The sequence below is a fragment of the Desulfobulbus oralis genome, assembly GCF_002952055.1.
Classification (GTDB): domain Bacteria; phylum Desulfobacterota; class Desulfobulbia; order Desulfobulbales; family Desulfobulbaceae; genus Desulfobulbus; species Desulfobulbus oralis.
Window position 1 is genome coordinate 1,493,289 of the sequence record NZ_CP021255.1, and the last position, 20,275, is coordinate 1,513,563.

The following is a 20,275-nucleotide window of genomic DNA, read 5'->3' on the forward strand; positions in this document are numbered from 1 at the left end:
GCTTTTTAATTGCCGTTCCTCCTGAGATGTTTTTTCAGGCCTTGAGGTGCGCCGAACATTCTTCCTGCACCATCTTCGCAAAGGCCTCCGGGGACATGGCCGGCAGGTTTTCGCCGTCCCGCCTGCGCACGGTGATGGTGCCGCCCGCCTTTTCCCGTTCGCCGGCGATGAGCATGTAGGGCACCTTCATCAACTGGGCCTCACGGATCTTGTAGTTGAGCTTTTCGTTGCGCAGATCCTTTTCCACCCGCACGCCCATACTGCGGAGCTGCTCGTAGACACGGTGACACCAGTCGGCCTGCTCGTCGGTGATGTTCATGATGCGGGCCTGCTCCGGAGCCATCCAGACCGGAAATGCGCCGGCATAATGCTCGATCAAAACGCCGATGAAGCGCTCCAGAGAGCCCATCAGCGCCCGGTGAATCATGATGGGCTGATGTTCGGCTCCATCCTCGCCGGCATAGCTCATGGCGAAGCGCTCGGGCAGGTTGAAGTCCACCTGAATGGTGGAGCACTGCCAGGAGCGGTTGAGCTGGTCCTTGATTTTGATATCGATTTTCGGACCGTAGAACACCCCTTCGCCGGGATCGATGCTGTAGGCCATATGCATCCGCTCCAAGGCCTGCTTGAGGGCATCGGTGGCCAGGGCCCAGTTGGCGTCGGAGCCCACGTACTTTTCCGGCCGCGTGGACAGATAGACGTCATAGCGGTCGAAACCGAAGGTTTTCAGAATGTGCTGATTCAGGCGAATGATGTTGTAAATTTCGTCCTGCAACTGCTCCGGCAGGCAGAAAATGTGGGCGTCATCCTGGGTGAAGCCACGTACACGCATCAGGCCGTGCAGCGCACCGGTACGCTCATAGCGGTAGACCGTGCCCAGTTCGCACCAGCGGATGGGGAAGTCCCGGTAGCTGTGGGGCTCGGCCTTGTACACGCCGATATGGAAGGGGCAGTTCATCGGCTTGAGCTGGTAGGGCACCTCGTCGATGACCATGGGCGCATACATGTTTTCGCTGTAGAAGTCCGCGTGGCCGGAGGTCTTCCACAGGTCATGCCGCGCGATGTGCGGCGTGTACAGGAGCTGGTAAGCGTTCCTGTAATGCTCGTCCTTCCAGTAGTCCTCGATCAGCCGGCGAAGCAGTGCGCCCCGGGGCTGCCAGAGAATGAGGCCCGGCCCGATATCGTCCTGAATCGTGAAAAGGCCCAACTGCCTGCCCAGCTTGCGGTGGTCGCGTTTTTTGGCCTCCTCGAGCCGGTACAGATAGGCCTGCAGTTCCTTTTCGCTGGGAAAGGCGGTGCCATAGATGCGGGTCAGCATCTGGCGATGCTCGTCGCCGCGCCAGTAGGAACCGGCCACGCGCAGGAGCTTGAAGACCTTGATCCATGAGGTGTCGGGCACGTGGGGGCCACGGCAGAGATCTGCAAAATCGCCCTGGCTGTAGAGACTGACCGTCTCCGCCTCCATGTCCTGCAGGAGTTCCACCTTGTAGGGTTCGTCCTGGGCCCTGAAAAAATCCAGCGCCTCGGCCTTGCTGAGTTCCCGGCGGGTAATGGGCAGGGCGGCAGCGGCCAGCTCAGCCATTTTTGCTTCGATACGCTCAAAGTCTTCCGGGCTGAAGGGCACGGGACGGTCAAAATCATAGTAAAAACCATCCTCGATGGCGGGGCCAATGGCGACCTTGACTTCCTTGCCGAACAGAATCTTGACGGCCTGTGCCATAAGGTGGGCTGCGGAGTGCCTGAGAATTTCGAGGCCCGCTTCGGAGTCCGCAACGATGGGCTCGATCGTGGCGTCGGCATGCAGGGGCGTTGCCAAATCGACCAGGTGACCATTTACTGTGGCCGCAAGAATGGTCTTGCGTTTTTTGCCAGAAACCAGCTCGGCCAGCGCATCGGCAAGGCGTACGCCGTCCGGGAAGTTTTTGCCCGCTCCACTGGCGACGGAAACAGTAATCTCAGCCATAGCCTGCAATACAAAGATGGCAAAAAGAAAGGCTAACAGGCAGAAGGCCCTTGACGAACCTTCTGCATCCTAGCCTGTGTATTGGTAGGCGCGGACGGGGTCGAACCGACGACATCTACCACGTCAAGGTAGCGCTCTCCCACTGAGCTACGCGCCTGTACAAATCATCTAAGAATGAGTTTGTCTTTCTAAAGTACTGTTCGCCAAAAAGCAAGGCAAAACTGGAAGGCCGGTGGATTTTTGCCGGAACACCCCTGGCGCCTGCGGGCAGGGTTTGAAAAAAAATGTCCTGTTTTATAAAAAGTATTGAAAATATTGCCGGCTTTTTGGCAGTTCGGTTTATACTGGGACACACTGCTTCATGAAGTGCCGGAGGTGATGGCATGTCGATTACTTTCAGACAGTTGAAAATTTTTGCGGTTGTGGCTGAAACCAATCAGGTCACCCGTGCCAGCAAGCAACTGGAGCTGACACAGTCGGCTGTCAGCATGGCTTTGGCCGAGCTGGAAAACCAACTGGGCGGGCCGCTTTTTGATCGTCACGGCCGCAGTCTGCTGCTGAACGATCGCGGCCGCTATCTTTTACCCCATGCCAGGGACATGCTGCATCGCGCTTCCGTGGTGGAAGCCGTGCTGACCGGCCGGCAGGATGCGGTGGCCGGCGTGCTGCACATCGTAGCCAGCACCACGCTTGGCAACTACGTCTTGCCCTACCTGATGGGCGCCTTTATGCGGAAGTATCCCGAGGCCCATATCAACATGCTGGTGGTGAACACGCTCCAGACCGAGCGCCTGGTGGCCAAGGGACAGGCGGACCTGGGCTTTATCGAGGGCGATATCAATGTGGAGTGTCTGGTGGCCACGCCCTGGTTTGCCGACGAGATGTGCATCATCGTGGGCCCGCAGCATCCACTGGCCGGGCAGAAGTCCTTTCGCATTCCAGGCGATCTGAAAAAGACCAGTTGGGTCATGCGGGAAGAGGGATCCGGTACGGCGGAATTCTTCAGCAAACGTCTGGGCCGCCACGCCCGCAGCCTCAATGTCATTACCAGAACCGGCTATACCGAAGCCATCAAGAAAGAAGTCGAGGTCGGCGTGGGTGCGGCCTGCCTGTCCCGACTGACAGTGGCCCGCGAGGTGGAAGCCGGCTGGCTGCGGCTCTTGGACATCGAGGGCATCAACAAGAGCCGCCAGTTCTGGTTTATCCAGCACGAGGACAAGGTCGTGACCCGGCTTATGGCAGAATTCCTGCGCTTCTGCGAAAACGCGGTGCAGAAGCAACTGGACACGGCGACGCTGAGTTCGCCGTGGAAGCTGCAGGCCCTCCTGGATGCCCAGCCCCAGGGCTGAGACTGGCGGCAAATCCCATAGGCGGGGCGGGGAGAACAGGATTGACTTTTGCAGCCCCTATCGCCTATACAGTCCCCGTTTTGAGCGCTCCCGGCGCGCTGCGGGCTTGCCCGTGGCACATCGGAAGTGCGGCGGGGCGATGAGGTTCCGGGCAGATTGGGCCGAATTCACGCGGGAGCAGCACCATGGTCAACTACTATTACCTCGACCGCACCTTTGTGCGGATGGAAAGCGGGGAGAATCCGGATGTCCAGAATGTGTTCTGGGTGGATCTGGTCAGCCCGAGCATCGAAGAAATGCGGCAGGTGGAGCACGATTTCAATGTGGAGCTCTTTACCAAGCAGGAAAGCGAGGAGATCGAAAGCAGTTCCAAGTATGCTGAGACTGAGGATGAAATCGGCATCAACATGAACTTTCTGGTGCCCGAGGATGGCAATTTTGCCATTGACCCGGTTTCCTTCATTCTGAAGGACAAAATCCTGTTCACCCAAAGAAACCGGGATCTGCACACCTTTACCGAGACCAGCCGCCGCCTGCGCAGCATCAAGCCCGTTGACGGCGACGACATCTTTCTCTCTATTCTGGATATCCGCATCGATTACGATGCCGACCTGATCGAAAGCATCACCGACCAGATTACCTACATTACCCGGGCCATGGTGCGGGACAAGTCTCCAGACCGGCAGATCCTTCTGGACATCACCCAGTTGCAGGAAACCACCATTGCCATCCGTGAAAACATCGTGGAAAAACAACGCATTCTCTCCTCACTCCTCAAAAGCAAGATGTTTCCCAAGGAAGACTACGAGAAGATGCGTATCATGATGAAGGACGTGGGCTCGCTGCTGGATCACACCTCCTTCAATTTCGAGCGCCTGGAGTTTCTGCAGGCCAGCTTCCTGGGTCTGGTGGATATGGAGCAGAACCGGATCATCAAGATCTTTACCGTTGTCACCGTGATCTTTATGCCGCCGACCCTGATTGCCAGCGCCTATGGCATGAACTTCCGCAACATGCCCGAGCTGAACACCGAGTGGGGCTATCCCTTTGCCCTGCTGCTGATGTTCTGCTCCTCCATTTTCACCCTGTGGTTTTTCCGGCGTAAACAGTGGCTCTAGGCCGGAACTGGGCTCCTCGCCCAGGGCTGGACGGCCCGGAACGAGAACGGCTCCTCCGGAAGAAAGCAGGCGTCTGGTCCTGGATTGCTCTCGAATCGTCATGTCGGAGGGACGTACAGATGGGGAAAATCACGGAGCATTATGGAGAGGCGGACACCCTGTCCATGATGTTGCAGACGGGCGCCAATCCATTCCCAAAAGGTTAGCCGTCTCACGATTCGTTCAGGCCGACGCCGCCTTGTGGCGCGGCTTTTTCAGGCCTTCGCCGGCACTGCCCCTGTGTCCAGAAAACCGCAGCTTCCCGGATGCACTGTCCTTCATTTTGTCATGCCCTTTTGTAAACCGAACTCCCAAAGCGCCCTGGCCGCACATTTCGGCATCTTTTCGGCCTGCCTCATCTGGGGCCTGATGGCGCCCCTGGCCAAGGACGCCATGATCAGCGGCATTGACAGCGTGAGCATGGTGTTCTTTCGGGTTCTGGGCGGGGCTGCGCTTTTCTGGCTGAGTTCGCTCTTCCTGCCACGGGAGCCTGTCCCGCTTCGGGACAGGTTGCTCTTCATTCCGGCAGCCGTTTTCGGGCTGGTGTGCAACCAGTGCTGCTTCATCGTGGGGCTCAGTATTACCTCGCCCATCAATGCCAGTATTGTGACCACCTCGCTGCCCATCTTTGCCATGCTGTTTGCGTTCTTTATCCTGAAGGAACCCCTTACGGCCAAAAAGTGCGGTGGCGTGGCCCTGGGCTGTCTGGGCGCGGTGACGCTGATTGTGACCAGCGCCTCGGCTGCGGACGCCAGGGTGGGCCGGGTGCAGGGCGATCTGCTCGTGCTGGCGGCGCAGTGTTCCTATGCGCTGTTTCTCTCGCTGTTCAACCACCTTGTCCGCAAATACTCGGTGGTCACGGTCAACAAGTGGATGTTCCTCTGGGGCACGCTTTTGATCTGGCCCTTTACGGGCCAGCACGTAGTTGCCCTCGAGTGGCGCAGCGTGGCTTGGCAGACCTGGAGCGAAACCGCCTATGTCGTGCTTTTCGGCACCTATCTGGGCTATATTCTGCTGATCAGGGCGCAAAGGGTGCTCAGACCCACAGTGGTGTCCGTCTACAACTACGTGCAGCCGATGGTTTCGGTCATGGTATCGGCTCTGATGGGACTGAGCGTCTTCAAAGCGTCCCAGGCATTGGCCGTGCTGCTGGTTTTCTGCGGCGTCTGGCTTGTCATCACCTCCAAAAGCCGGGCAGAGCTGGAAAGGGAAAAACTGCTCAAACAGGAGCCCGCGCGTTCGCACCCGGCCATCTGATGCCGGCAGGGTGCCGCTTCGGCCACCTTGCCTGCATTGTGGTCGTTATTTTTTGACATTATTATGACTGGCCACATCACAGGCGGTTTGAGCTTTGCAGAGCCAATTTTCTGCAACAAACGGGTGTTCATCATTTTTGTCCTGCAAGGGGCAATGAGCGGGCACGCTGCCACACGCAGAAAGCGGACAGTGGCATTTGACCACCTGGCAAAACTGATTAAAGAAGGAAACAGCACTATTGCATTCACCCGAAACGGTCAGACCCTGTTTCATATACCACCACGCACGGTACAGGGGGAACATGCGGCAAGGATAGGGAGGAATCGCCATGCAACGGGCCACCATCGAAAATATGCTGAACTCGGTCGATATCCGGATAAACGGCACCAGAGCCTGGGATATGCAGGTTCACAGGGAGCAGCTTTTCCAGCGGATCGCCCGCCGGGGCAGTCTGGGGCTGGGCGAAGCGTATATGGACGGCTGGTGGGACTGCGAAGCCCTGGATGAAGCTATCTGCCGCATTCTGCGCGGCCGTCTCGACAGGCGCTTCCGCCTGACCCTGCCGGACATGCTGGCGGCCGTGGCATTTGCGGTGCGCAACCTGCAAAGCGTGGCCCGTTCGACCCTGGTGGCTGAAAGGCACTACGACTTCAGCAACGAGATGTTTGCAGCCATGCTCGGGCCGACCATGCAGTACAGTTGCGGCTACTGGGAAGGCGCGCGCAACCTGGACGAGGCCCAGGAGGCCAAGATGGACCTCATCTGCCGGAAGCTGCATCTTGAAGAGGGGATGCGCGTTTTGGACATCGGCTGCGGCTGGGGCGGGCTGGGCCGGTACATGGCCGAACGTTACAAGGTGCGGTTCTCTGGCGTGACCGTGTCGAAAGAACAGCTTCGCTACGCCGAAGAGCACAGCCGCGGGCTGAACCTGCGCTGGCGCCTGGAAGACTACCGCAGCCTGCGGGAAAAGTATGATCGCATCGTTTCCGTGGGCATGTTTGAGCATGTGGGCCACAAAAACTATGCTACCTTCATGCGGACCGTGCGCGGGCTGCTGGAAGCAGACGGCCTGTTTCTGCTGCATACCATCGGCACCAATCAGGAAAGCCGCTCCGGCGATCCATGGATCGAGAAGTACATCTTTCCCAACGGCATGCTGCCCAGCATCGCCGATATCGGCAGGGCCATTGCCCGACGTTTCGTCATGGAGGACTGGCACAACTTCGGCGCGTACTATGACCGAACGCTCATGGCCTGGGCCAGGAACTTTCGGCGCGGCCGCGAAGAGGGCCGCTTCCGCTGTGAGGAACGGATAGCCCGCATGTTCCGCTACTATCTTTTGAGCTGCGCCGGCCTCTTCCGGGCACGCAGCACCCAGCTCTGGCAACTTGTCCTCAGCCCCAAAGGCCTCATGGGCGGCTATTGTCGTCCAGTCCGCTGAATCTCCTGCCCCATACTCTGCCCGCTCCATGCATTGGCAAAAAAGAAAAATGCCTTGTAATTATTTAAAATTACAAGGCATTTCCATGAATGGCGGAGAAGGTGAGATTCGAACTCACGGTACTTGCGTACACACGCGTTCCAGGCGTGCACCTTAAACCACTCGGTCACCTCTCCGTTTGATTGCTTCAGCTTGGCCTTTTAAATGAATACCCCCTCTTTGACAAGGGAAAAATGTCGCCGCCGCCTCAAATCCCCATTAACTCCCGATCGCAAGCAGCTTCACCGTGTAGGTAATGGTCTTTCCGGCAAGCGGATGGTTGTAGTCCACGGTAACGCTTTGATGATCGGCAGCCAGAACGGTGGCCGGCACCTGCTGCTTCCGGCCGTTCCGCTCTACGGACAGGGCCAGCACCATGCCCGGTTGCGGGTCGATGCGATCGCCAAAGACCGCGCGCGGAACATCCTGTTTCAGCTTCGGATCATAGCGCCCAAAGGCATCCTCGGGCTGTATATTGAAGGTGCGGCTCTCGCCCACTTGCATGCCCATCATAGCGGCTTCCACCGCCATCAACACCCGACCGGAACCCAGGCTCAGGGTCACCGGTGCGCTTTCCGGCACCTGCTCGATCACCTCGCCGCCCGGCACGCTGGCCGTATAACTCATGGAAACCGTATCAAAAAACCGTGCCTGCCGTTGCTCTGCCATGGGGGTCTCACCCTTGAAGAATCTTGAGTATCATGTTGCCTGCGTTCAGGTCACTTTTCCCTGCCATTGGGGCAGATTTATGAGAAATGCTCCCGAAGCCATGCCCACAAAACAAGCGCCGCCGCGTCGGCGCAGTCAACAGTCATGCCAAACAGGGCAGCCGATCATGGACGACCACATTCTTGACCAAGATGACGCGACAGAGCATGCCATCCCGGAGGAAGATGAAAGGCGTCAGGAGCCAAAGGGTGGCTGCCCTGGGGCCGGCTGTTGGGCCAAGCCCCCCTTCTTTGCTTATCGTTCGAAGTATGTGTAGCCGCGCAGGCCAGCCTCATAGGCTGCCACAATTTTCCGGCGTTCCTGCGGCGCGATGCGACCTTCCCGCACCGCCCGTTCCGCGCTCTGGCGGAAGCTGTTGAAGAGTCTCTTGGGATCGTACTGGACGTAGGCCAGCACGTCCGAGACCGTGTCGCCCTCCTGCTCACTCACAAACTCATACGCGCCCTTGTCCAGAATGCGGATGCTGACCACGTTGGTATCGCCAAGCAAATTGTGCAAATCGCCCAGTGTTTCCTGATATGCGCCGACCAAAAACACGCCAATGAGGTACTCCTCATAGGGCTTCACCTCATGCAGGGGCAAAACCCGCCTCGTACCCCGCTTATCGATGAACTGGTCGATCTGGCCGTCACAGTCGCAGGTGATATCGGCCAGAATCCCCCGGCGTTTCGGTTCCTCGTTCAGCCGGTGAATGGGCATGACCGGGAAAAGCTGGTCAATGGCCCAGGCGTCCGGCAGAGACTGGAATACGCTGAAGTTGCAGTAATAAATATCGGCCAGTACACGCTCCAGCTCCCCCGACTCCGGTCCGGGATGCTTCAATTCCAGGGAGAGGTTCTGAATTTCGTTCAGCGTGGTCCAGAAGATCTGTTCACAGAGTGAGCGCTGCCGGAGCGTTACCTTGCCGTTATCAAAAAGCCGCCGCGTTTCGTCCCGGTAGAAGATAACGTCGTTGAGTACCTCCTGCATGTTGCGGATATTCAGTCCTTTCAGCGCCTGAAACATGTACTCCAGAGACGAGGGACTGCCTTCCGGCAGAGTGGCCGGCAGGGTTGCCGCCTGGAAGCGGGTAACGTCCAGCACGTTGAAGAGCAGAACCGATGAATAGGCCACCAGCGCCCGGCCGGATTCCGTGATGATGGTGGGGTGTGGAATGCCCTCTTCGTCCAGCGAGGTCATGACCGCCTCGAAGATGTCGGTACAGTATTCTTTGAGCGTATAGTTGCGGCTGGAAAGAAAGTTGGACTGGGTGCCATCGTAATCCACAGCCAGGCCGCCGCCCAGATCCAGATACTCCACCGCCGCCCCCTCGCGTGCCAGGCCCGCATACACCCGGCAGGCTTCGTTCACTGCGGTGCGGATTTCGCGGATATTCGAGATCTGCGAGCCCAGATGGTAGTGCACCATCTTCAGGCAGTCCAGCATGCCCGCCCCCTTCAGCAGATCCACCGCGTCAATGATCTGAGTCGTGTTCAGGCCAAAAAAGGAGCGTTCCCCACCCGAATCCGCCCAGTGCCCCCCTGCCTGGGTGGAGAGTTTGATGCGGATGCCCAGCACCGGCTTGGCGTCAAGCTGTTTGGAGCGCTCCAGAATCAGCGGCAGTTCATCCGGCAGCTCAACCACCAGAATGCAGGTGAAGCCCAGTTTGGTGGCATATAAGCCAAGGTCGATAAATTCTTCATCCTTGTAGCCGTTGCAGATGAGCACCGCATTCCGGTCACGCATGCTGCCCATAGCCGCGATGAGCTCGGCCTTGGAACCGGCCTCCAGGCCGTGATGATAGCGCGCACCAAATTCCGCAATCTTTTCCACCACCTGCTGCTGCTGGTTCACCTTGATGGGGTAGGCGCCCATGAAACGGCCCTTGTAGCCCAGCTCTTCCATGGCAGTACGACAGGTTTCGTTCAGGCTTTCGATCTGGGCATCCAGAATATTGTCGATGCGCAGCAGTACGGGCATGTCGAAGCCCCGGGCCCGGATTCCCTCGGCCACCTCGGCGATGCTCACCGCACGATCCGTTGCGCCAGGCCGGGGCAGCACCGTGGCATCGCCATTTTCGGCCACCTGAAAATAACCGCCGCTCCACTGGTTCACCCCGTAAAGATCGGCTGATTTGCTGGCACGCCAACGTTCCATGGTATAATTCAAGGCGGGAACCCCCTTGTCTCCAAAAGAAAAGGCCCGGCTGCTACAGGCTGCCGGGTTGCAGGCCGATTTTATACCGGGACAAGGGCCTGACGTCAAGGGCCAGGAAAGTGCCAGCGCCAAAGGTGCGGTGGGATCGGCTTCTGGGGGAAAAGGTCCGCCACAGGGGGCCTCGGCGGCCAGTCAGGCCGAGGACATGCCATTGTAAAAAGGCCGCGGCGTACCCCGCCAGGAGCCTGAAGTGCGGTACGCCTTTATGCAAAAGCATGCAGACAAATTCAGTGGATCACGACCATGAGTCCTGTGCCGGGCTTCTTCCGCGGTGGGTGCTAATGTCTTCGGCGGCGAGGGGTCAGCAACAACAGCGCATGGCTCCTGACCGTTGTCGTCGTATCAGCTATTTTATACAAACTATTCACCGAGCTGTAACTGCGGAAATGCTTCATATATAATATTTTTTGCAATTAAAGATCCATAAAATTCTAATTGATCATCTACTGGATCAATATAGCAATAAACTTCATTTGTCAATGCATTTTCAATAGAATCTAGAGTAATATGCTTGTATTTATAAAGGTTGATAATTTTTTCCTTAATATTTTCCTTACATATCATCATATGAAAAACTGGCTTATGCCACATTTTCATCTTTAACAAAAGATTAACTCCTTCATTAATATCAAGAATATTATCTATTATATAGATATTTCCCGATTTAAATTTAAATTTCATGCATAAATTTTTTCTAAATAAATCAATAAAAGAAATACGTGATTTTACAATCACCATAACAAACTTATTTCTTATCACAATTTCAAATAATCTTTCAGTAATTATTCTTTTATCTAAATAAGTACAATTTAATACTGCGAACGGTATATTCATAATAATATACAGTGGTCTACGGTAATATAGGCATACTACTTAGTCAAATCTTTATGGGGGGGGTAGATTCTCATTCCAAATGCACCACCTGGTAGGGGCATGAAAAGTTAAAAGGACAAGGCGGGATTCTGGTAGAGTTGGCAGCACCAACAACCACTCGGCCAGAAGGAGCCCGCCATGTCCCATAGCCATCTTACTCTGGAAGAACGCATCAGGATCGAACTCTTTGTGTCCATGGGCCTGAGCTGCCGGGAAATGGCCAGACGCCTGGGCAGGAGTCACAGCACGCTTTCCCGGGAACTGCGCCGCAACGTGGGCTCTGCAAAACGAGGCTATCGTGCGCAGAGCGCAGAGCGCGCGTGCCCGGAAACGACGAAAGAGAGCAAGGCATTACCGCTGTATGAATCGGCCCGAACGGCTTGCCTGGGTCGATGAAAAGTTGCGCGCAAACTGGTCTCCCGAACAGATCGCAGGGCGCATCCGTCTGGAGTATCCAGAGGATCAAAGCATGCGTATCAGTATAGAGACTGTTTACCGCTGGGTCTATGCAGCGGCACAATTCGGCGATACCAGCTACCGCCATCTGCGCCGCGCCCACAAAGGCCGGAGGCGGCAAGCCGGGTATGGCCAAGGCCGGCGCCTGTTTCCCGGGCGTATCGATATCAGCTGCCGCCCGGGGATTGTGGAACTCGGAACCCGCTTTGGGGACTGGGAAGCCGACCTCGTCTGTGCCTCCAGAGGAAAAGCGGCGCTGCTCGGCTGTACCGAACGCAGGAGCCGCTTTCTCCTGCTGGCCAGGGTACAAGACAGGACAGCCGCGTCCTTCAATGCGGCGCTCATTCTCTGCCTGCGTGCTGTGCCGTCAAAGCTGAGGCAGACCTTGACGCTTGATAATGGTTCGGAAATGGCAGGCTTCAGGGCGCTGGAGGCAGCCACTGGCCTGCGCACGTATTTTTGTAAACCACATGCCCCGTGGCAACGTGGGACGAACGAAAACGCGGGTGGGCTTTTGCAGCAGTATTTTCCCAGGGGCATCAGCTTTCACAAGATCACGGAAGCAATGGTCGTTAAGGCGGCAGAACAACTGAACAACCGGCCGCGCAAATGTTTACACTACCAGACTCCCGCCGAGGTTTTTAACCAGGCCCTCACCGGTGCATTTGCAATTTGAATTCACCGGGTAAAGGATTTGCGCAGGTGCCTGTGTTTGTTGATTCGGCACGGGCACCTGTTCGCGGCGGACTATGGCTACAGCTTTTTTCTGGAAGCGATGGACGAGTTGGCTACGTCGTTCAGGCAAACAACAGGTGCAGGATAGCGTTCAGGCAAACAACCAGGCCCAAAACCAACGCGCCAAATCCCAAGGCGGGATGTACGGCACTCAAGAGACCAATAAAGGTTATGGCAACAGGCAGGGCAAGCAACAAAACAAGCGCCTTTGGGCCGCCAACAAGCAATGCCGTGCCAGCGACAAAGGACAGAATAAGGACTGTTCCAAGAGGGTTCTCATCGTTGAACTCTTCAAATTTGTCCAGGGCATCCAGGGCTTTCATCAACATGGCGCACCTCCTGTTGGTGTGTTTTCCAATAGTATAACAGCCCGTTGAAAAAGTCTTCAGGCAAGGCATAATGCTGCACAGGCGATCAAATTGTGTTGAGGAGGCGTCCATGCGTCCTGGTCGGAGGCAGGCAGAGCAGAAGAGCATGTGGCTGATCTATGATCAGCTGCCCCAGAGTCAGGGGCATGTCTTTTACGAGCGGCTGCAGAAGCTCCTGCATGAGGAAGCATTTGACGCCTTCCTCGAAAAGCTCTGTGCGCTCCCTGCTACGCCGAAAAACTTGGCCGCAAATCCATCCCGCCGGGCCGTTATTTCCGCATGCTTTTGATCGGCTATTTCGAGGGCATCGACTCTGAACGCGGCATCTGCTGGCGCTGTGCCGATTCCCTTTCTCTGCGCGAATTCCTCGGGCTCGGCCCCACCGAATCCGTGCCCGACCATTCCTCCCTGTGCCGCATCCGGGGGCGCCTGCCGCTGGAAGTCCATCACGAAATGTTTGTCTTTGTGCTGCGGATTTTGGAGCAGGCCAATCTGCTTGACGGGAAATACCTGGGGATCGACGCTTCTGGCATGGAGGCGAACGCGGCCATGAAGAGCATTGTGCGTCGGGATACGGGCGAAACCTGTCAGGAAATGCTTGAACGCCTGGCCGAAGAGAGCGGCATCAGGACGCCGACCAGGGCGGAGTTGATCGCCTTTGACCGCAAGCGCCAGGGCAGAAAGACCTCCAACAAGGACTGGCGATCGAGCACCGATGAGGATGCGCGCATAGGCAAACTCAAGGATGGCCGCACCCACATGGCGTACAGACCTGAGCATGTGGTTGATCTGGAATCCGGGGCGATAGTTTCTGCGGTGATACACCCTGCGGATCGGGGCGACACCACACAACACTTGCCACCACACTCGGGGATGCCCAGGCCAAGCTGTGCGCGGTCAGGGACAAGGAAGGAGCGCCTGGCATTGACGAGCCCTTTGCTCTGGTGGCGGACAAGGGCTATCACAGCCGGAACGTGCTGAAGGATTTGCCGGATGCCTGCACAAGCCGGATCAGCGAGCCGGCGCACAAGGGGCGATTGCGCTGGAAAGGCGACATGGATGCCCGGGATGCGGTGTACGGGAACAGGAAGCGGCTCGGTTCCAGTACGGGCAAGGCGCTGATGCGGGCGCGGGGCGAGCGGGTGGAGCGCAGCTTTGCCCACTGCCTTGACCGGGGCGGCATGCGGCGGGTGCATCTTCGCGGGCTAGCCAATGTGGAGAAGCGCTCCATCATCCATGTTGCCGGGTTCAATTTGGGGATCCTGCTACGGGCCCTGTTTGGTTTTGGCAGCCCTTCGAAAAATCAACCTTTCTTCAACGGGCTGTTATGCACGGTGCTGTATTGCCACTCCTGACCAACGCTGGAAGATTTCATCCTTGAGTCTTCAGTTTCAACCGATTTGGCCTGATGGGGGAGCGTGACCAGTGCTGCTCCACAGTTTGGATAAATGCCGGACGAACCAATTTGGCCCGTTGCGCCAGCCAGTCGTCTTGGTCAAATCGGAGATAGATGCCTTCCGCAGGCTGATTGCTGAGTTTTGATGTCGATAGGAATTTTTGAACTTCCGGGTATGCAAAGTGCCCACGTGCAAGGACAGGAACTTGAGCAACACACATTTTCCTAAAGAGAGCATCACGACGCTTTGAAGATAGAAACCGGCCGAATCTTTTATCATAAACATCAAAACCGAGGAACCAGTCCGGCAAACGGTCATAAAAAACCGAGTGTTGGGCATAGCACCATTCCCCGAAGAGTACGAAATGGTCGGAAAGATGCTGAAACAGCGTATCGATCCGTGGTGCCAACCAGGCGCCAAGCTTTTTCCACTGACCTGATCCAGGCAGGTTCAGGTATGCGCCCCTGTTCTGTGCTTGAATATTTCCTTCCGAATCAAAAGAGATTCCCAAATTCGCGCCATCTACCTTTTCTTCTACAGTCACCTCATGCGTCAGGAATGCATCACGCTCCGAATCCGACAGCACCTTGTCACCCCGGATGTCAACACCAGGCATGGTTGCCAGATGTGGTGTTGAGGGAAATTTAAAAAAATCGTCTTTCACGACCTGATTTTCTCCGCATACTTGGTTTCGACATATTTTTTGCAGAGAAAATCAACGGTAATACCAACGTCCTTCAAAGCATCCTTCCATCCCCACCACTTGCTGTCAGTAGCCTGAAGTATTGGTGGTTTTTCGGGATGAGCATTTGCGACGGCAACAAACTTTCGATCTGATTTATCGAAATCTTTCAATCCGTCATGGGCTGGAAATTCATCGTAGGAGTCGTCATTTCTGGTGATGTTCACTCGCTGGGAATCATGCAGGCTCCAACGATTATCGTGAACCCATTTCATGAAACGGTTACCAACACCGGGCTGTCCCTTCATGGAGAGCTGCTGCCGGTATTCATCGAAAATTTCGTCTCCCGTATCGATGATCAATCCGCGCTCTTTGATGACATACTTAACTGCCTCAATGCATGCCTGCACGCACGCATCGGAAACATCAGAATCTGGGTCCGGCTGGATGGCGAGATTTGCCGTCTTGGGCACATTGGTATCCACGATGCATTTCTTCGGCAGGCTCATTCAGATGCCTCCGGCTTTTCGGTTTTCTGCATCCGTTTTTTCATGGCGGCCTCGGCTTGCTTGATGATGTCATCCATTTCATCGCCGAAGAAGTTTTCCGGCCAGTTCTGGATGTTGCCACCTATGTCAATTTGCAACGGCTCCAAGGTTGCGGGCGTCTTGACGATATTGGCGAAATAGGCCGACACGTTTTCCCGTGGAACAGAATCTTCGGCGATTCGTCGCTGCAAACGGCGCAGAAAGTGTTCCGAATGGGTCTCAATAAGTGAATTCTCTACCGCCTAAAGGCGGTAGCTTCGAACCATTGCCGCCTGCAAGGCGGCTTACGGAGCCAGGGTAAAATCGTCATCGTGGGCTCGCTCCTCCAAGTCCTGCTCTGCAATATATTGCATGATGACATCGTCTGTGACATTGCCTGAACTGGCGGCAAAATATCCGCGACCCCACAGATGACGGCCCCAAAATTGCCCGGACAAACGTCGGTTTTCTGCAAGCAGCTTGCGTGAGGTTTTCCCTTTTATGCGGCCAACCAATTTACTCACAGAAATCTGTGGAGGAAGCGAAACAAACAGATGTACTGAAGTCTTCGCCTCAAGGCGAGGGATTTTCTCCCATTCCCAGAAAGAGACATTAATTGAATATTTCGATTCGCCCCATTCTCTCTGGAGTTGATCACGTCAATCATCACATCGGCCAGTGCCGACTGTGCACTCGGGTGCAAGTGGATTTCCGGCTGTTCCATAAGAATGATTGATCCTGCTGGAGCGTAAAAACATTGCACCAGCACAGGAAGCACCTGTGATATGCCAAAACCGACGTCCGGGAGATCGACCCAGTCTTTTGATCCCTTGGTGCGAACCTTAACCTCGTACTCCTGCCGCTGCTCCGATATCGGGTTGACCTTGAATTCCTCGATCAGTCCCATTTCCTTGAGTTTGAGGGCAATAATTTCCTCAAATGGTTTGGTTGGCCGTTTGTAACCCAGACTGATTTTTCGGTTTCGTGCCGCAAGAATCGCTGCGACGGTATTTTCCCCCGCATAGCCGACATTTCCAGGCTCAATACCTGTCCATGAATACAAGCGCTCCGCCTTTGTACGAAGCGGTCCAAGATAACAGAGTGACCTAAACAGCTTCTCATGACGTAGATTCAATGCATGAGCAAAATCGGCATTTTGATGATACGCAACCACCTCATCAGGAAAACCGTAAAAACGAACCGGGCCGCCAGGGGACCACGCGCGCCCCTGTTTGCGTTTCAATACATAGTCAGTGGCTTCAACTTTGTAGTCGGATTTTGTATCAGACTTTCTTTCCATTCCCAGCGAAAGCACGACTTTCGTATCTCCACACAATCTATACTGAAGATTATCAAGAACCAGTGTGTGTTGATTTTTGTCGTCCAGCCCAACTGTTGCCTTGAAAACCAATTCATCCCCAGAGAACGACTTGTCCGAGATAGGGTCTTTGAACTTCAGTGTATCCGGCAGTGACCAGCGATACTCAAAATCAATCTTATTTTTCGTATCATGTTGGAAAACCATCTCCTGATAGGAGCCAAGTTGAACCGCTGAGTTCTTGCCGCCGGGATAAAAAATAGCCCTGCGATCCTGCGATTCAGCCGTCTGCTTCAGCATCATCAAAAACTGGCCGATGCTGGATTTACCCGAGCTATTGGCGCCAAAGAACAAGGTGATGGGGACCATGCGAATGGTGCCCGTGTCTTTCCAGCCCTTGAAATTTCGTATTCGCAGCTCTTTAAGCATAGCTATGCCCCTCCCATCCGCGTTACCGCCTGATCATACCACATGAGCAGCTTCGGATCTTCTTCCAGGACATTGCCCGGGATCTTGTCGGCCACGGCGACGATGACGGCGTAGTCACGCTCCTGCCAGGCTTTCTTGAATCCGGCGCGGACAGCCTCCAGGCGGAAGACCTTGAGTTTCTTCTTGGTCTCCTTGTACTCTTCGAACTCCTTGAGCAGCGCCTTCTCGCGCAGCTTTTCCAGGTCGCCCGCCTTGTTGGGATCGGGCACGTACCAGCGATCGGCCGCCTTGCGGCGGAGTTCCGAGTTTTGAGTTTCGAGTCCCGAGTTGTTTGATTCGTCACTCATCGCTCGTGACTCGCGACTGATCTATTCCCGCAGAGTAGAGCTTTTCATCATCCACGAAACGATCTGCGTGGGGATCGGGCCCTTGCCGTCGTAGCAGAGGAAGTTCTGATTCAGCAGTTCACGCAGGTCGAGCTGGGACTCATTCTTGTTCCAGCCGCCGAGCTGCTGCATCAACTGCGGATTGATGTCAGAAAAGACTTGCGGCTTTTCCTTGATGAGCTGATGCAGCCACTGAATGGCGGATGCCTCGTCACAGGCAAACAAGGTCATCTTCTTGCGGTCGTATTCGGCTGCCTGATCCGGCAGGAAATATATGCCGTTACACTCAATGAAACGTTGCGAAAGCCCCGCCTGAAAATCTTGGCTGGACATCGGCACGTAATAGCCCTTGCGCACGTAATAAGCCACCATTTGGTCAAATAAAATACGCGGATCGCGCTCGGTAACCACCTGCAATGTATTTCCCTGCTGCTTGATTACCGGCAGATATTTTAACAGCCCGTTGAAGAAAGGTTAATTTTTCGAAGGGGACACAAAGTTGGCGATTGTGCCCCTGCGTGTCAGTTGTGCCATCTCGAAATGACCATCATGGCACAATCCGGAGTATCAGCCACATTCGGCAGCCAAATGACCAATATGAGCAGGTTCAGGTTGCCGATTCGGGCAAAAAGCAGTGCCGCAGGGGCATCGGCCCAGCCTTTGGGCGTGCCAAAGCCAAACAAGGCCCGCAGCAGTATGCCCAGATTGAACCCGGCAAGATGAATAATGTAGCGCTTTTCCACATTGGCCAGACCCCGAAGATGCACCCGCCGCATGCCGCCCCGGTCAAGGCAGTGGGCAAAGCTGCGCTCCACCCGCTCGCCCCGCGCCCGCAAAAGCGCCTTGCCCGTACTGGAACCGATCCGCTTCCTGTTCCCGTACACCGCATCCCGGGCATCCATGTCGCCTTTCCAGCGCAATCGCCCCTTGTGCGCCGGTTCACTGATCCGGCTTGTGCAAGAATCCGGCAAATCCTTCAGCACCTTCCGGCTGTGATAGCCCTTGTCCGCCACCAGAGCAAAGGGCTCATCAATGCCGGGCGCTCCTTCCTTGTCCCTGACCGCGCACAACTTGGCCTGGGCGTCGTCAAGTGTGGTGGCAAGTGTTGTAGTGTCGCCCCGATCCGCAGGGTGTATCACCGCAGAAACTACCGCCCCGGATTCCAGATCAACCACATGCTCAGGTCTGTACGCCATGTGGGTGCGGCCATCCTTGAGTTTGGCTATGCGCGCATCCTTATCGGTACTCCATTGCCAGTCCTTGTTGGCAGTCGTTTTCCCCTGGCGCTTGCGGTCAAAGGCGATCAACTCCGCCCTGGTCGGCGTCCTGATGCCGCTCTCTTCGGCCAGGCGCAAAAGCATCTTTTGATACCCCTCACCCGTGTCCCGACGGACAATACTCTTCATGGCGGCATTGGCCTCCATGGTCGAAGCGTCAATGCCCAGATATTTCCCGTTCAGCAGCTTGGCTTGCTCCAAAATCCGCAGCACAAAGACAAACATTTCGTGGTGCACCTCCAGCGGCAGGCGCTGGCGGATGTGGCACAGGGAGGAATGGTCGGGCACGGATTCGGTGGGGCCGAGCCCGAGGAATTCGCGCAGAGATAGGGAATCGCTACAGCGCCAACAGATGCCGCGCTCGGAATCGATGCCCTCGAAGTAGCCGATCAAAAGCATGCGGAAATAACGGCCAGGCGGGATGGACCTGCGGCCGAGCTTTTCGGCGTAGAAGGGCGCACAGAGCTTTTCGAGGAAGGCGTCAAATGCTTTCTGGTGCAGGAGCTTCTGCAGCCGCTCGTAAAAGACATGCCCCCGACTTTGGGGCAGCTGATCATAGATCAGCCACATGCTCTTCTGCTCTGCCTGCCTCCGGCCAAGACTCATACTGCCTCCCCGACACAATTTGATCGCCTGTGCACCATTATGCCTTGCCTGAAGACTTTTTCAACGGGCTGATAAGGTCAGGCAGGTCCTGGTCCCGGGCGCGCCAAGGCAGCAGTTTCACCCTGCTCTTTGAGCAGGCCGCCATGCTCCTGGTCCGGGAAATGCCGGTCTTAACCACTGCCAGGCTTTTGGCAATGAATGACAAAAGACTCTGGCGCATCGTGCTGCATTATGTGCAGGCAGCCATGAACCGCCCGGATCTCAGCAGTCTGAAGGCATTCAGTCTCGATGAAACCAAATCCCGCAGGGGACATCGGTATGTCACCGTCTTTATTGACCTCGATCGGACCGACAGGCCGGTTGTTTTCGCGGTTGCCGGCAAAGGCAGACAGACCCTGGATGCATTCAAAAAACATCTGGCGGCACACGGTGGCAAGGCCGAACAGGTTATGGAGATCGTGTCCGATATGTCTGCCGCCTTCATTGCCGGGGTCAAAGCCCACTTTCCGGGCAGGAGACACACTGTTGACTGGTTTCATGTGGTGCAACTGTTCACCAGGGCGATGGATGAGGGCGGGCGTGCTGAAGCCAGGGAAACAAAGCTGCCCGGGGCCAGCCGATGGGCGACCCTGAAAAATGCCGACGGCCCATTAACGGAGCGGCAGCTCCAGGCCTTGGCGGAACTGATGAGCATGGATATGCAGACCTCGAAGGCATGGCGTATCAAGGAGATGCTCCGCTGGGTGCGCAAGGCGACTTCGATGCGAGGCGCAGGGTGGCGGTTGAGCAGTTTCATGCATGTTGCCTTGAAGCTGGTTGGGGATATCGACCTGCTCAAACCAGTGCGCAAGGCGCTGAAAACCGTAGAGCAGCATCGGGAAGCCATCCTGGCGCGCTGGGTATCAGGCTACAACAATGCCAGGATCGAAGCACTTCATGGCGTCTTTCAGGCAGCCAAATGCAGAGCAAGAGGCTATAGAAACGATGATACGTTCATCTGCATGATCTACCTGCTGGCTGCTCCGATACATAATTTAATCAAATCCACTGGATTCGACGAAGAGCTCGAATAACTGCCGTCTATGGGTTT

The 20,275-nt window shown here is 55.8% G+C and carries 19 protein-coding genes, 2 tRNA genes and 3 pseudogenes; 9 read left to right on the forward strand and 15 right to left on the reverse strand.

Going from position 1 to position 20,275, the window contains the following annotated elements:
* Window positions 1-34: 34 nt before the first annotated feature.
* The gene (thrS, locus tag CAY53_RS06575; RefSeq protein ID WP_104936458.1) at window positions 35-1,963 is read right to left on the reverse strand and encodes a threonine--tRNA ligase; all 1,929 of its coding nucleotides are present in this window, start codon (window positions 1,961-1,963) and stop codon (window positions 35-37) included.
* Window positions 1,964-2,045: 82 nt separating this feature from the next.
* Window positions 2,046-2,120: transfer RNA gene (locus CAY53_RS06580), tRNA-Val, on the reverse strand.
* 226 nt (window positions 2,121-2,346) lie between these two features.
* Between CAY53_RS06580 and CAY53_RS06585 the strand changes: the two genes are divergently transcribed.
* The 3 genes from CAY53_RS06585 to CAY53_RS06595 all read left to right on the forward strand — a co-directional run bounded on the left by CAY53_RS06585 (window position 2,347) and on the right by CAY53_RS06595 (window position 5,726).
* Complete coding sequence (locus tag CAY53_RS06585) at window positions 2,347-3,312, forward strand: LysR substrate-binding domain-containing protein (RefSeq protein ID WP_104936459.1); 966 nt, start codon at window positions 2,347-2,349, stop codon at window positions 3,310-3,312.
* A gap of 185 nt (window positions 3,313-3,497) precedes the next feature.
* Window positions 3,498-4,430 carry a magnesium/cobalt transporter CorA gene (corA, locus tag CAY53_RS06590; RefSeq protein WP_017866468.1) on the forward strand — a complete coding sequence of 311 codons (933 nt, stop codon included), beginning with the start codon at window positions 3,498-3,500 and terminating at the stop codon, window positions 4,428-4,430.
* Between the two features lie 327 nt (window positions 4,431-4,757).
* Window positions 4,758-5,726 carry a DMT family transporter gene (locus CAY53_RS06595; protein ID WP_104937473.1) on the forward strand — a complete coding sequence of 323 codons (969 nt, stop codon included), beginning with the start codon at window positions 4,758-4,760 and terminating at the stop codon, window positions 5,724-5,726.
* A 45-nt stretch (window positions 5,727-5,771) separates the two neighbouring features.
* Here CAY53_RS06595 and CAY53_RS12625 read toward each other — a convergent pair whose 3' ends face one another.
* Window positions 5,772-6,056 (reverse strand): hypothetical protein, encoded by a 285-nt coding sequence (locus CAY53_RS12625; RefSeq protein WP_181040206.1) that lies wholly within the window; start codon window positions 6,054-6,056, stop codon window positions 5,772-5,774.
* Between CAY53_RS12625 and cfa the strand changes: the two genes are divergently transcribed.
* Window positions 6,055-7,167 (forward strand): cyclopropane fatty acyl phospholipid synthase, encoded by a 1,113-nt coding sequence (gene cfa / locus CAY53_RS06600; RefSeq protein ID WP_017866471.1) that lies wholly within the window; start codon window positions 6,055-6,057, stop codon window positions 7,165-7,167. The two genes, CAY53_RS12625 and cfa, sit on opposite strands and share 2 nt — an antisense overlap.
* 90 nt (window positions 7,168-7,257) lie before the next feature.
* On the opposite strand, the gene CAY53_RS06605 is transcribed toward cfa, so the two are convergent.
* The 4 genes from CAY53_RS06605 to CAY53_RS06620 form a co-directional block, all read right to left on the reverse strand.
* A tRNA-Ser gene (locus CAY53_RS06605) sits at window positions 7,258-7,343 on the reverse strand.
* A gap of 82 nt (window positions 7,344-7,425) precedes the next feature.
* Window positions 7,426-7,875, reverse strand: coding sequence for an FKBP-type peptidyl-prolyl cis-trans isomerase (locus tag CAY53_RS06610; RefSeq protein WP_017866472.1), 450 nt, complete (start codon window positions 7,873-7,875; stop codon window positions 7,426-7,428).
* Window positions 7,876-8,169: 294 nt separating this feature from the next.
* Window positions 8,170-10,071: a biosynthetic arginine decarboxylase gene (gene speA / locus CAY53_RS06615; RefSeq protein ID WP_104936460.1), complete on the reverse strand. Its 1,902-nt coding sequence runs from the start codon at window positions 10,069-10,071 to the stop codon at window positions 8,170-8,172.
* Between the two features lie 420 nt (window positions 10,072-10,491).
* On the reverse strand, window positions 10,492-10,965 hold the full coding sequence (locus tag CAY53_RS06620) for a hypothetical protein (protein ID WP_146106437.1): 474 nt from the start codon (window positions 10,963-10,965) through the stop codon (window positions 10,492-10,494).
* 177 nt (window positions 10,966-11,142) lie between these two features.
* On the opposite strand from CAY53_RS06620, the pseudogene CAY53_RS06630 reads away from it, so the two are divergent.
* A pseudogene (locus CAY53_RS06630) lies at window positions 11,143-12,136 on the forward strand (IS30 family transposase).
* 121 nt (window positions 12,137-12,257) lie between these two features.
* Here the strand turns inward: CAY53_RS06630 and CAY53_RS06635 are convergent.
* A complete protein-coding gene (locus tag CAY53_RS06635; RefSeq protein ID WP_104936464.1) occupies window positions 12,258-12,524 on the reverse strand; it encodes a hypothetical protein in 267 nt (88 codons plus the stop codon).
* A gap of 109 nt (window positions 12,525-12,633) precedes the next feature.
* Here CAY53_RS06635 and CAY53_RS13165 point away from each other — a divergent pair, with 109 nt between their 5' ends.
* Genes CAY53_RS13165 through CAY53_RS13175 form a run of 3 tightly spaced genes read left to right on the forward strand, consistent with a single transcriptional unit; the run spans window position 12,634 to window position 13,918 of the window.
* The gene (locus CAY53_RS13165) at window positions 12,634-12,852 is read left to right on the forward strand and encodes a hypothetical protein (protein ID WP_219842622.1); all 219 of its coding nucleotides are present in this window, start codon (window positions 12,634-12,636) and stop codon (window positions 12,850-12,852) included.
* A complete protein-coding gene (locus CAY53_RS13170; protein ID WP_483863838.1) occupies window positions 12,819-13,544 on the forward strand; it encodes a transposase in 726 nt (241 codons plus the stop codon). Before CAY53_RS13165 ends, CAY53_RS13170 begins: the two co-directional genes overlap by 34 nt.
* Complete coding sequence (locus CAY53_RS13175) at window positions 13,538-13,918, forward strand: transposase (RefSeq protein ID WP_245874746.1); 381 nt, start codon at window positions 13,538-13,540, stop codon at window positions 13,916-13,918. The genes CAY53_RS13170 and CAY53_RS13175 overlap by 7 nt, the downstream gene beginning before the upstream one ends.
* Window positions 13,919-13,934: 16 nt before the next feature.
* Here the strand turns inward: CAY53_RS13175 and CAY53_RS06645 are convergent, their stop codons facing one another.
* From CAY53_RS06645 to CAY53_RS06675, 7 genes and pseudogenes are all read right to left on the reverse strand, one after another.
* On the reverse strand, window positions 13,935-14,624 hold the full coding sequence (locus CAY53_RS06645; protein ID WP_245874747.1) for an RNA ligase family protein: 690 nt from the start codon (window positions 14,622-14,624) through the stop codon (window positions 13,935-13,937).
* Window positions 14,621-15,151, reverse strand: a complete 531-nt coding sequence (locus tag CAY53_RS06650; RefSeq protein ID WP_104936465.1) for a hypothetical protein — start codon at window positions 15,149-15,151, stop codon at window positions 14,621-14,623. Before CAY53_RS06650 ends, CAY53_RS06645 begins: the two co-directional genes overlap by 4 nt.
* Window positions 15,148-15,339: a DUF3696 domain-containing protein gene (locus CAY53_RS06655; protein ID WP_245874748.1), complete on the reverse strand. Its 192-nt coding sequence runs from the start codon at window positions 15,337-15,339 to the stop codon at window positions 15,148-15,150. The genes CAY53_RS06650 and CAY53_RS06655 overlap by 4 nt, the downstream gene beginning before the upstream one ends.
* A gap of 135 nt (window positions 15,340-15,474) precedes the next feature.
* Window positions 15,475-15,741: pseudogene (gene tnpA, locus CAY53_RS06660) on the reverse strand (IS200/IS605 family transposase); the annotation flags it as partial.
* Window positions 15,690-16,916: an AAA family ATPase gene (locus tag CAY53_RS06665; protein WP_245874749.1), complete on the reverse strand. Its 1,227-nt coding sequence runs from the start codon at window positions 16,914-16,916 to the stop codon at window positions 15,690-15,692. The pseudogene tnpA and the gene CAY53_RS06665, both read right to left, overlap by 52 nt.
* A gap of 2 nt (window positions 16,917-16,918) precedes the next feature.
* Window positions 16,919-17,758, reverse strand: a pseudogene (locus CAY53_RS13915) (DNA methyltransferase); the annotation flags it as partial.
* Between the two features lie 65 nt (window positions 17,759-17,823).
* Window positions 17,824-19,185, reverse strand: a complete 1,362-nt coding sequence (locus tag CAY53_RS06675; protein WP_104936466.1) for a transposase — start codon at window positions 19,183-19,185, stop codon at window positions 17,824-17,826.
* Between the two features lie 29 nt (window positions 19,186-19,214).
* Between CAY53_RS06675 and CAY53_RS06680 the strand changes: the two genes are divergently transcribed.
* Window positions 19,215-20,258 carry an ISL3 family transposase gene (locus CAY53_RS06680; protein ID WP_104936467.1) on the forward strand — a complete coding sequence of 348 codons (1,044 nt, stop codon included), beginning with the start codon at window positions 19,215-19,217 and terminating at the stop codon, window positions 20,256-20,258.
* Window positions 20,259-20,275 lie beyond the last annotated feature (17 nt).

Excerpts from the sequence above, each read along its gene's own strand:
- thrS (WP_104936458.1), bottom strand. The coding sequence starts at position 1,963 with ATGGCTGAGATTACTGTTTCCGTCGCCAGTGGAGCGGGCAAAAACTTC.
- CAY53_RS06585 (WP_104936459.1), top strand. The coding sequence starts at position 2,347 with ATGTCGATTACTTTCAGACAGTTGAAAATTTTTGCGGTTGTGGCTGAA.
- corA (WP_017866468.1), top strand. The coding sequence starts at position 3,498 with ATGGTCAACTACTATTACCTCGACCGCACCTTTGTGCGGATGGAAAGC.
- CAY53_RS06595 (WP_104937473.1), top strand. The coding sequence starts at position 4,758 with ATGCCCTTTTGTAAACCGAACTCCCAAAGCGCCCTGGCCGCACATTTC.
- cfa (WP_017866471.1), top strand. The coding sequence starts at position 6,055 with ATGCAACGGGCCACCATCGAAAATATGCTGAACTCGGTCGATATCCGG.
- CAY53_RS12625 (WP_181040206.1), bottom strand. The coding sequence starts at position 6,056 with ATGGCGATTCCTCCCTATCCTTGCCGCATGTTCCCCCTGTACCGTGCG.
- CAY53_RS06610 (WP_017866472.1), bottom strand. The coding sequence starts at position 7,875 with ATGGCAGAGCAACGGCAGGCACGGTTTTTTGATACGGTTTCCATGAGT.
- speA (WP_104936460.1), bottom strand. The coding sequence starts at position 10,071 with ATGGAACGTTGGCGTGCCAGCAAATCAGCCGATCTTTACGGGGTGAAC.
- CAY53_RS06620 (WP_146106437.1), bottom strand. The coding sequence starts at position 10,965 with ATGAATATACCGTTCGCAGTATTAAATTGTACTTATTTAGATAAAAGA.
- CAY53_RS06635 (WP_104936464.1), bottom strand. The coding sequence starts at position 12,524 with ATGTTGATGAAAGCCCTGGATGCCCTGGACAAATTTGAAGAGTTCAAC.
- CAY53_RS13165 (WP_219842622.1), top strand. The coding sequence starts at position 12,634 with ATGCGTCCTGGTCGGAGGCAGGCAGAGCAGAAGAGCATGTGGCTGATC.
- CAY53_RS06650 (WP_104936465.1), bottom strand. The coding sequence starts at position 15,151 with ATGAGCCTGCCGAAGAAATGCATCGTGGATACCAATGTGCCCAAGACG.
- CAY53_RS06665 (WP_245874749.1), bottom strand. The coding sequence starts at position 16,916 with ATGCTTAAAGAGCTGCGAATACGAAATTTCAAGGGCTGGAAAGACACG.
- CAY53_RS06675 (WP_104936466.1), bottom strand. The coding sequence starts at position 19,185 with ATGAGTCTTGGCCGGAGGCAGGCAGAGCAGAAGAGCATGTGGCTGATC.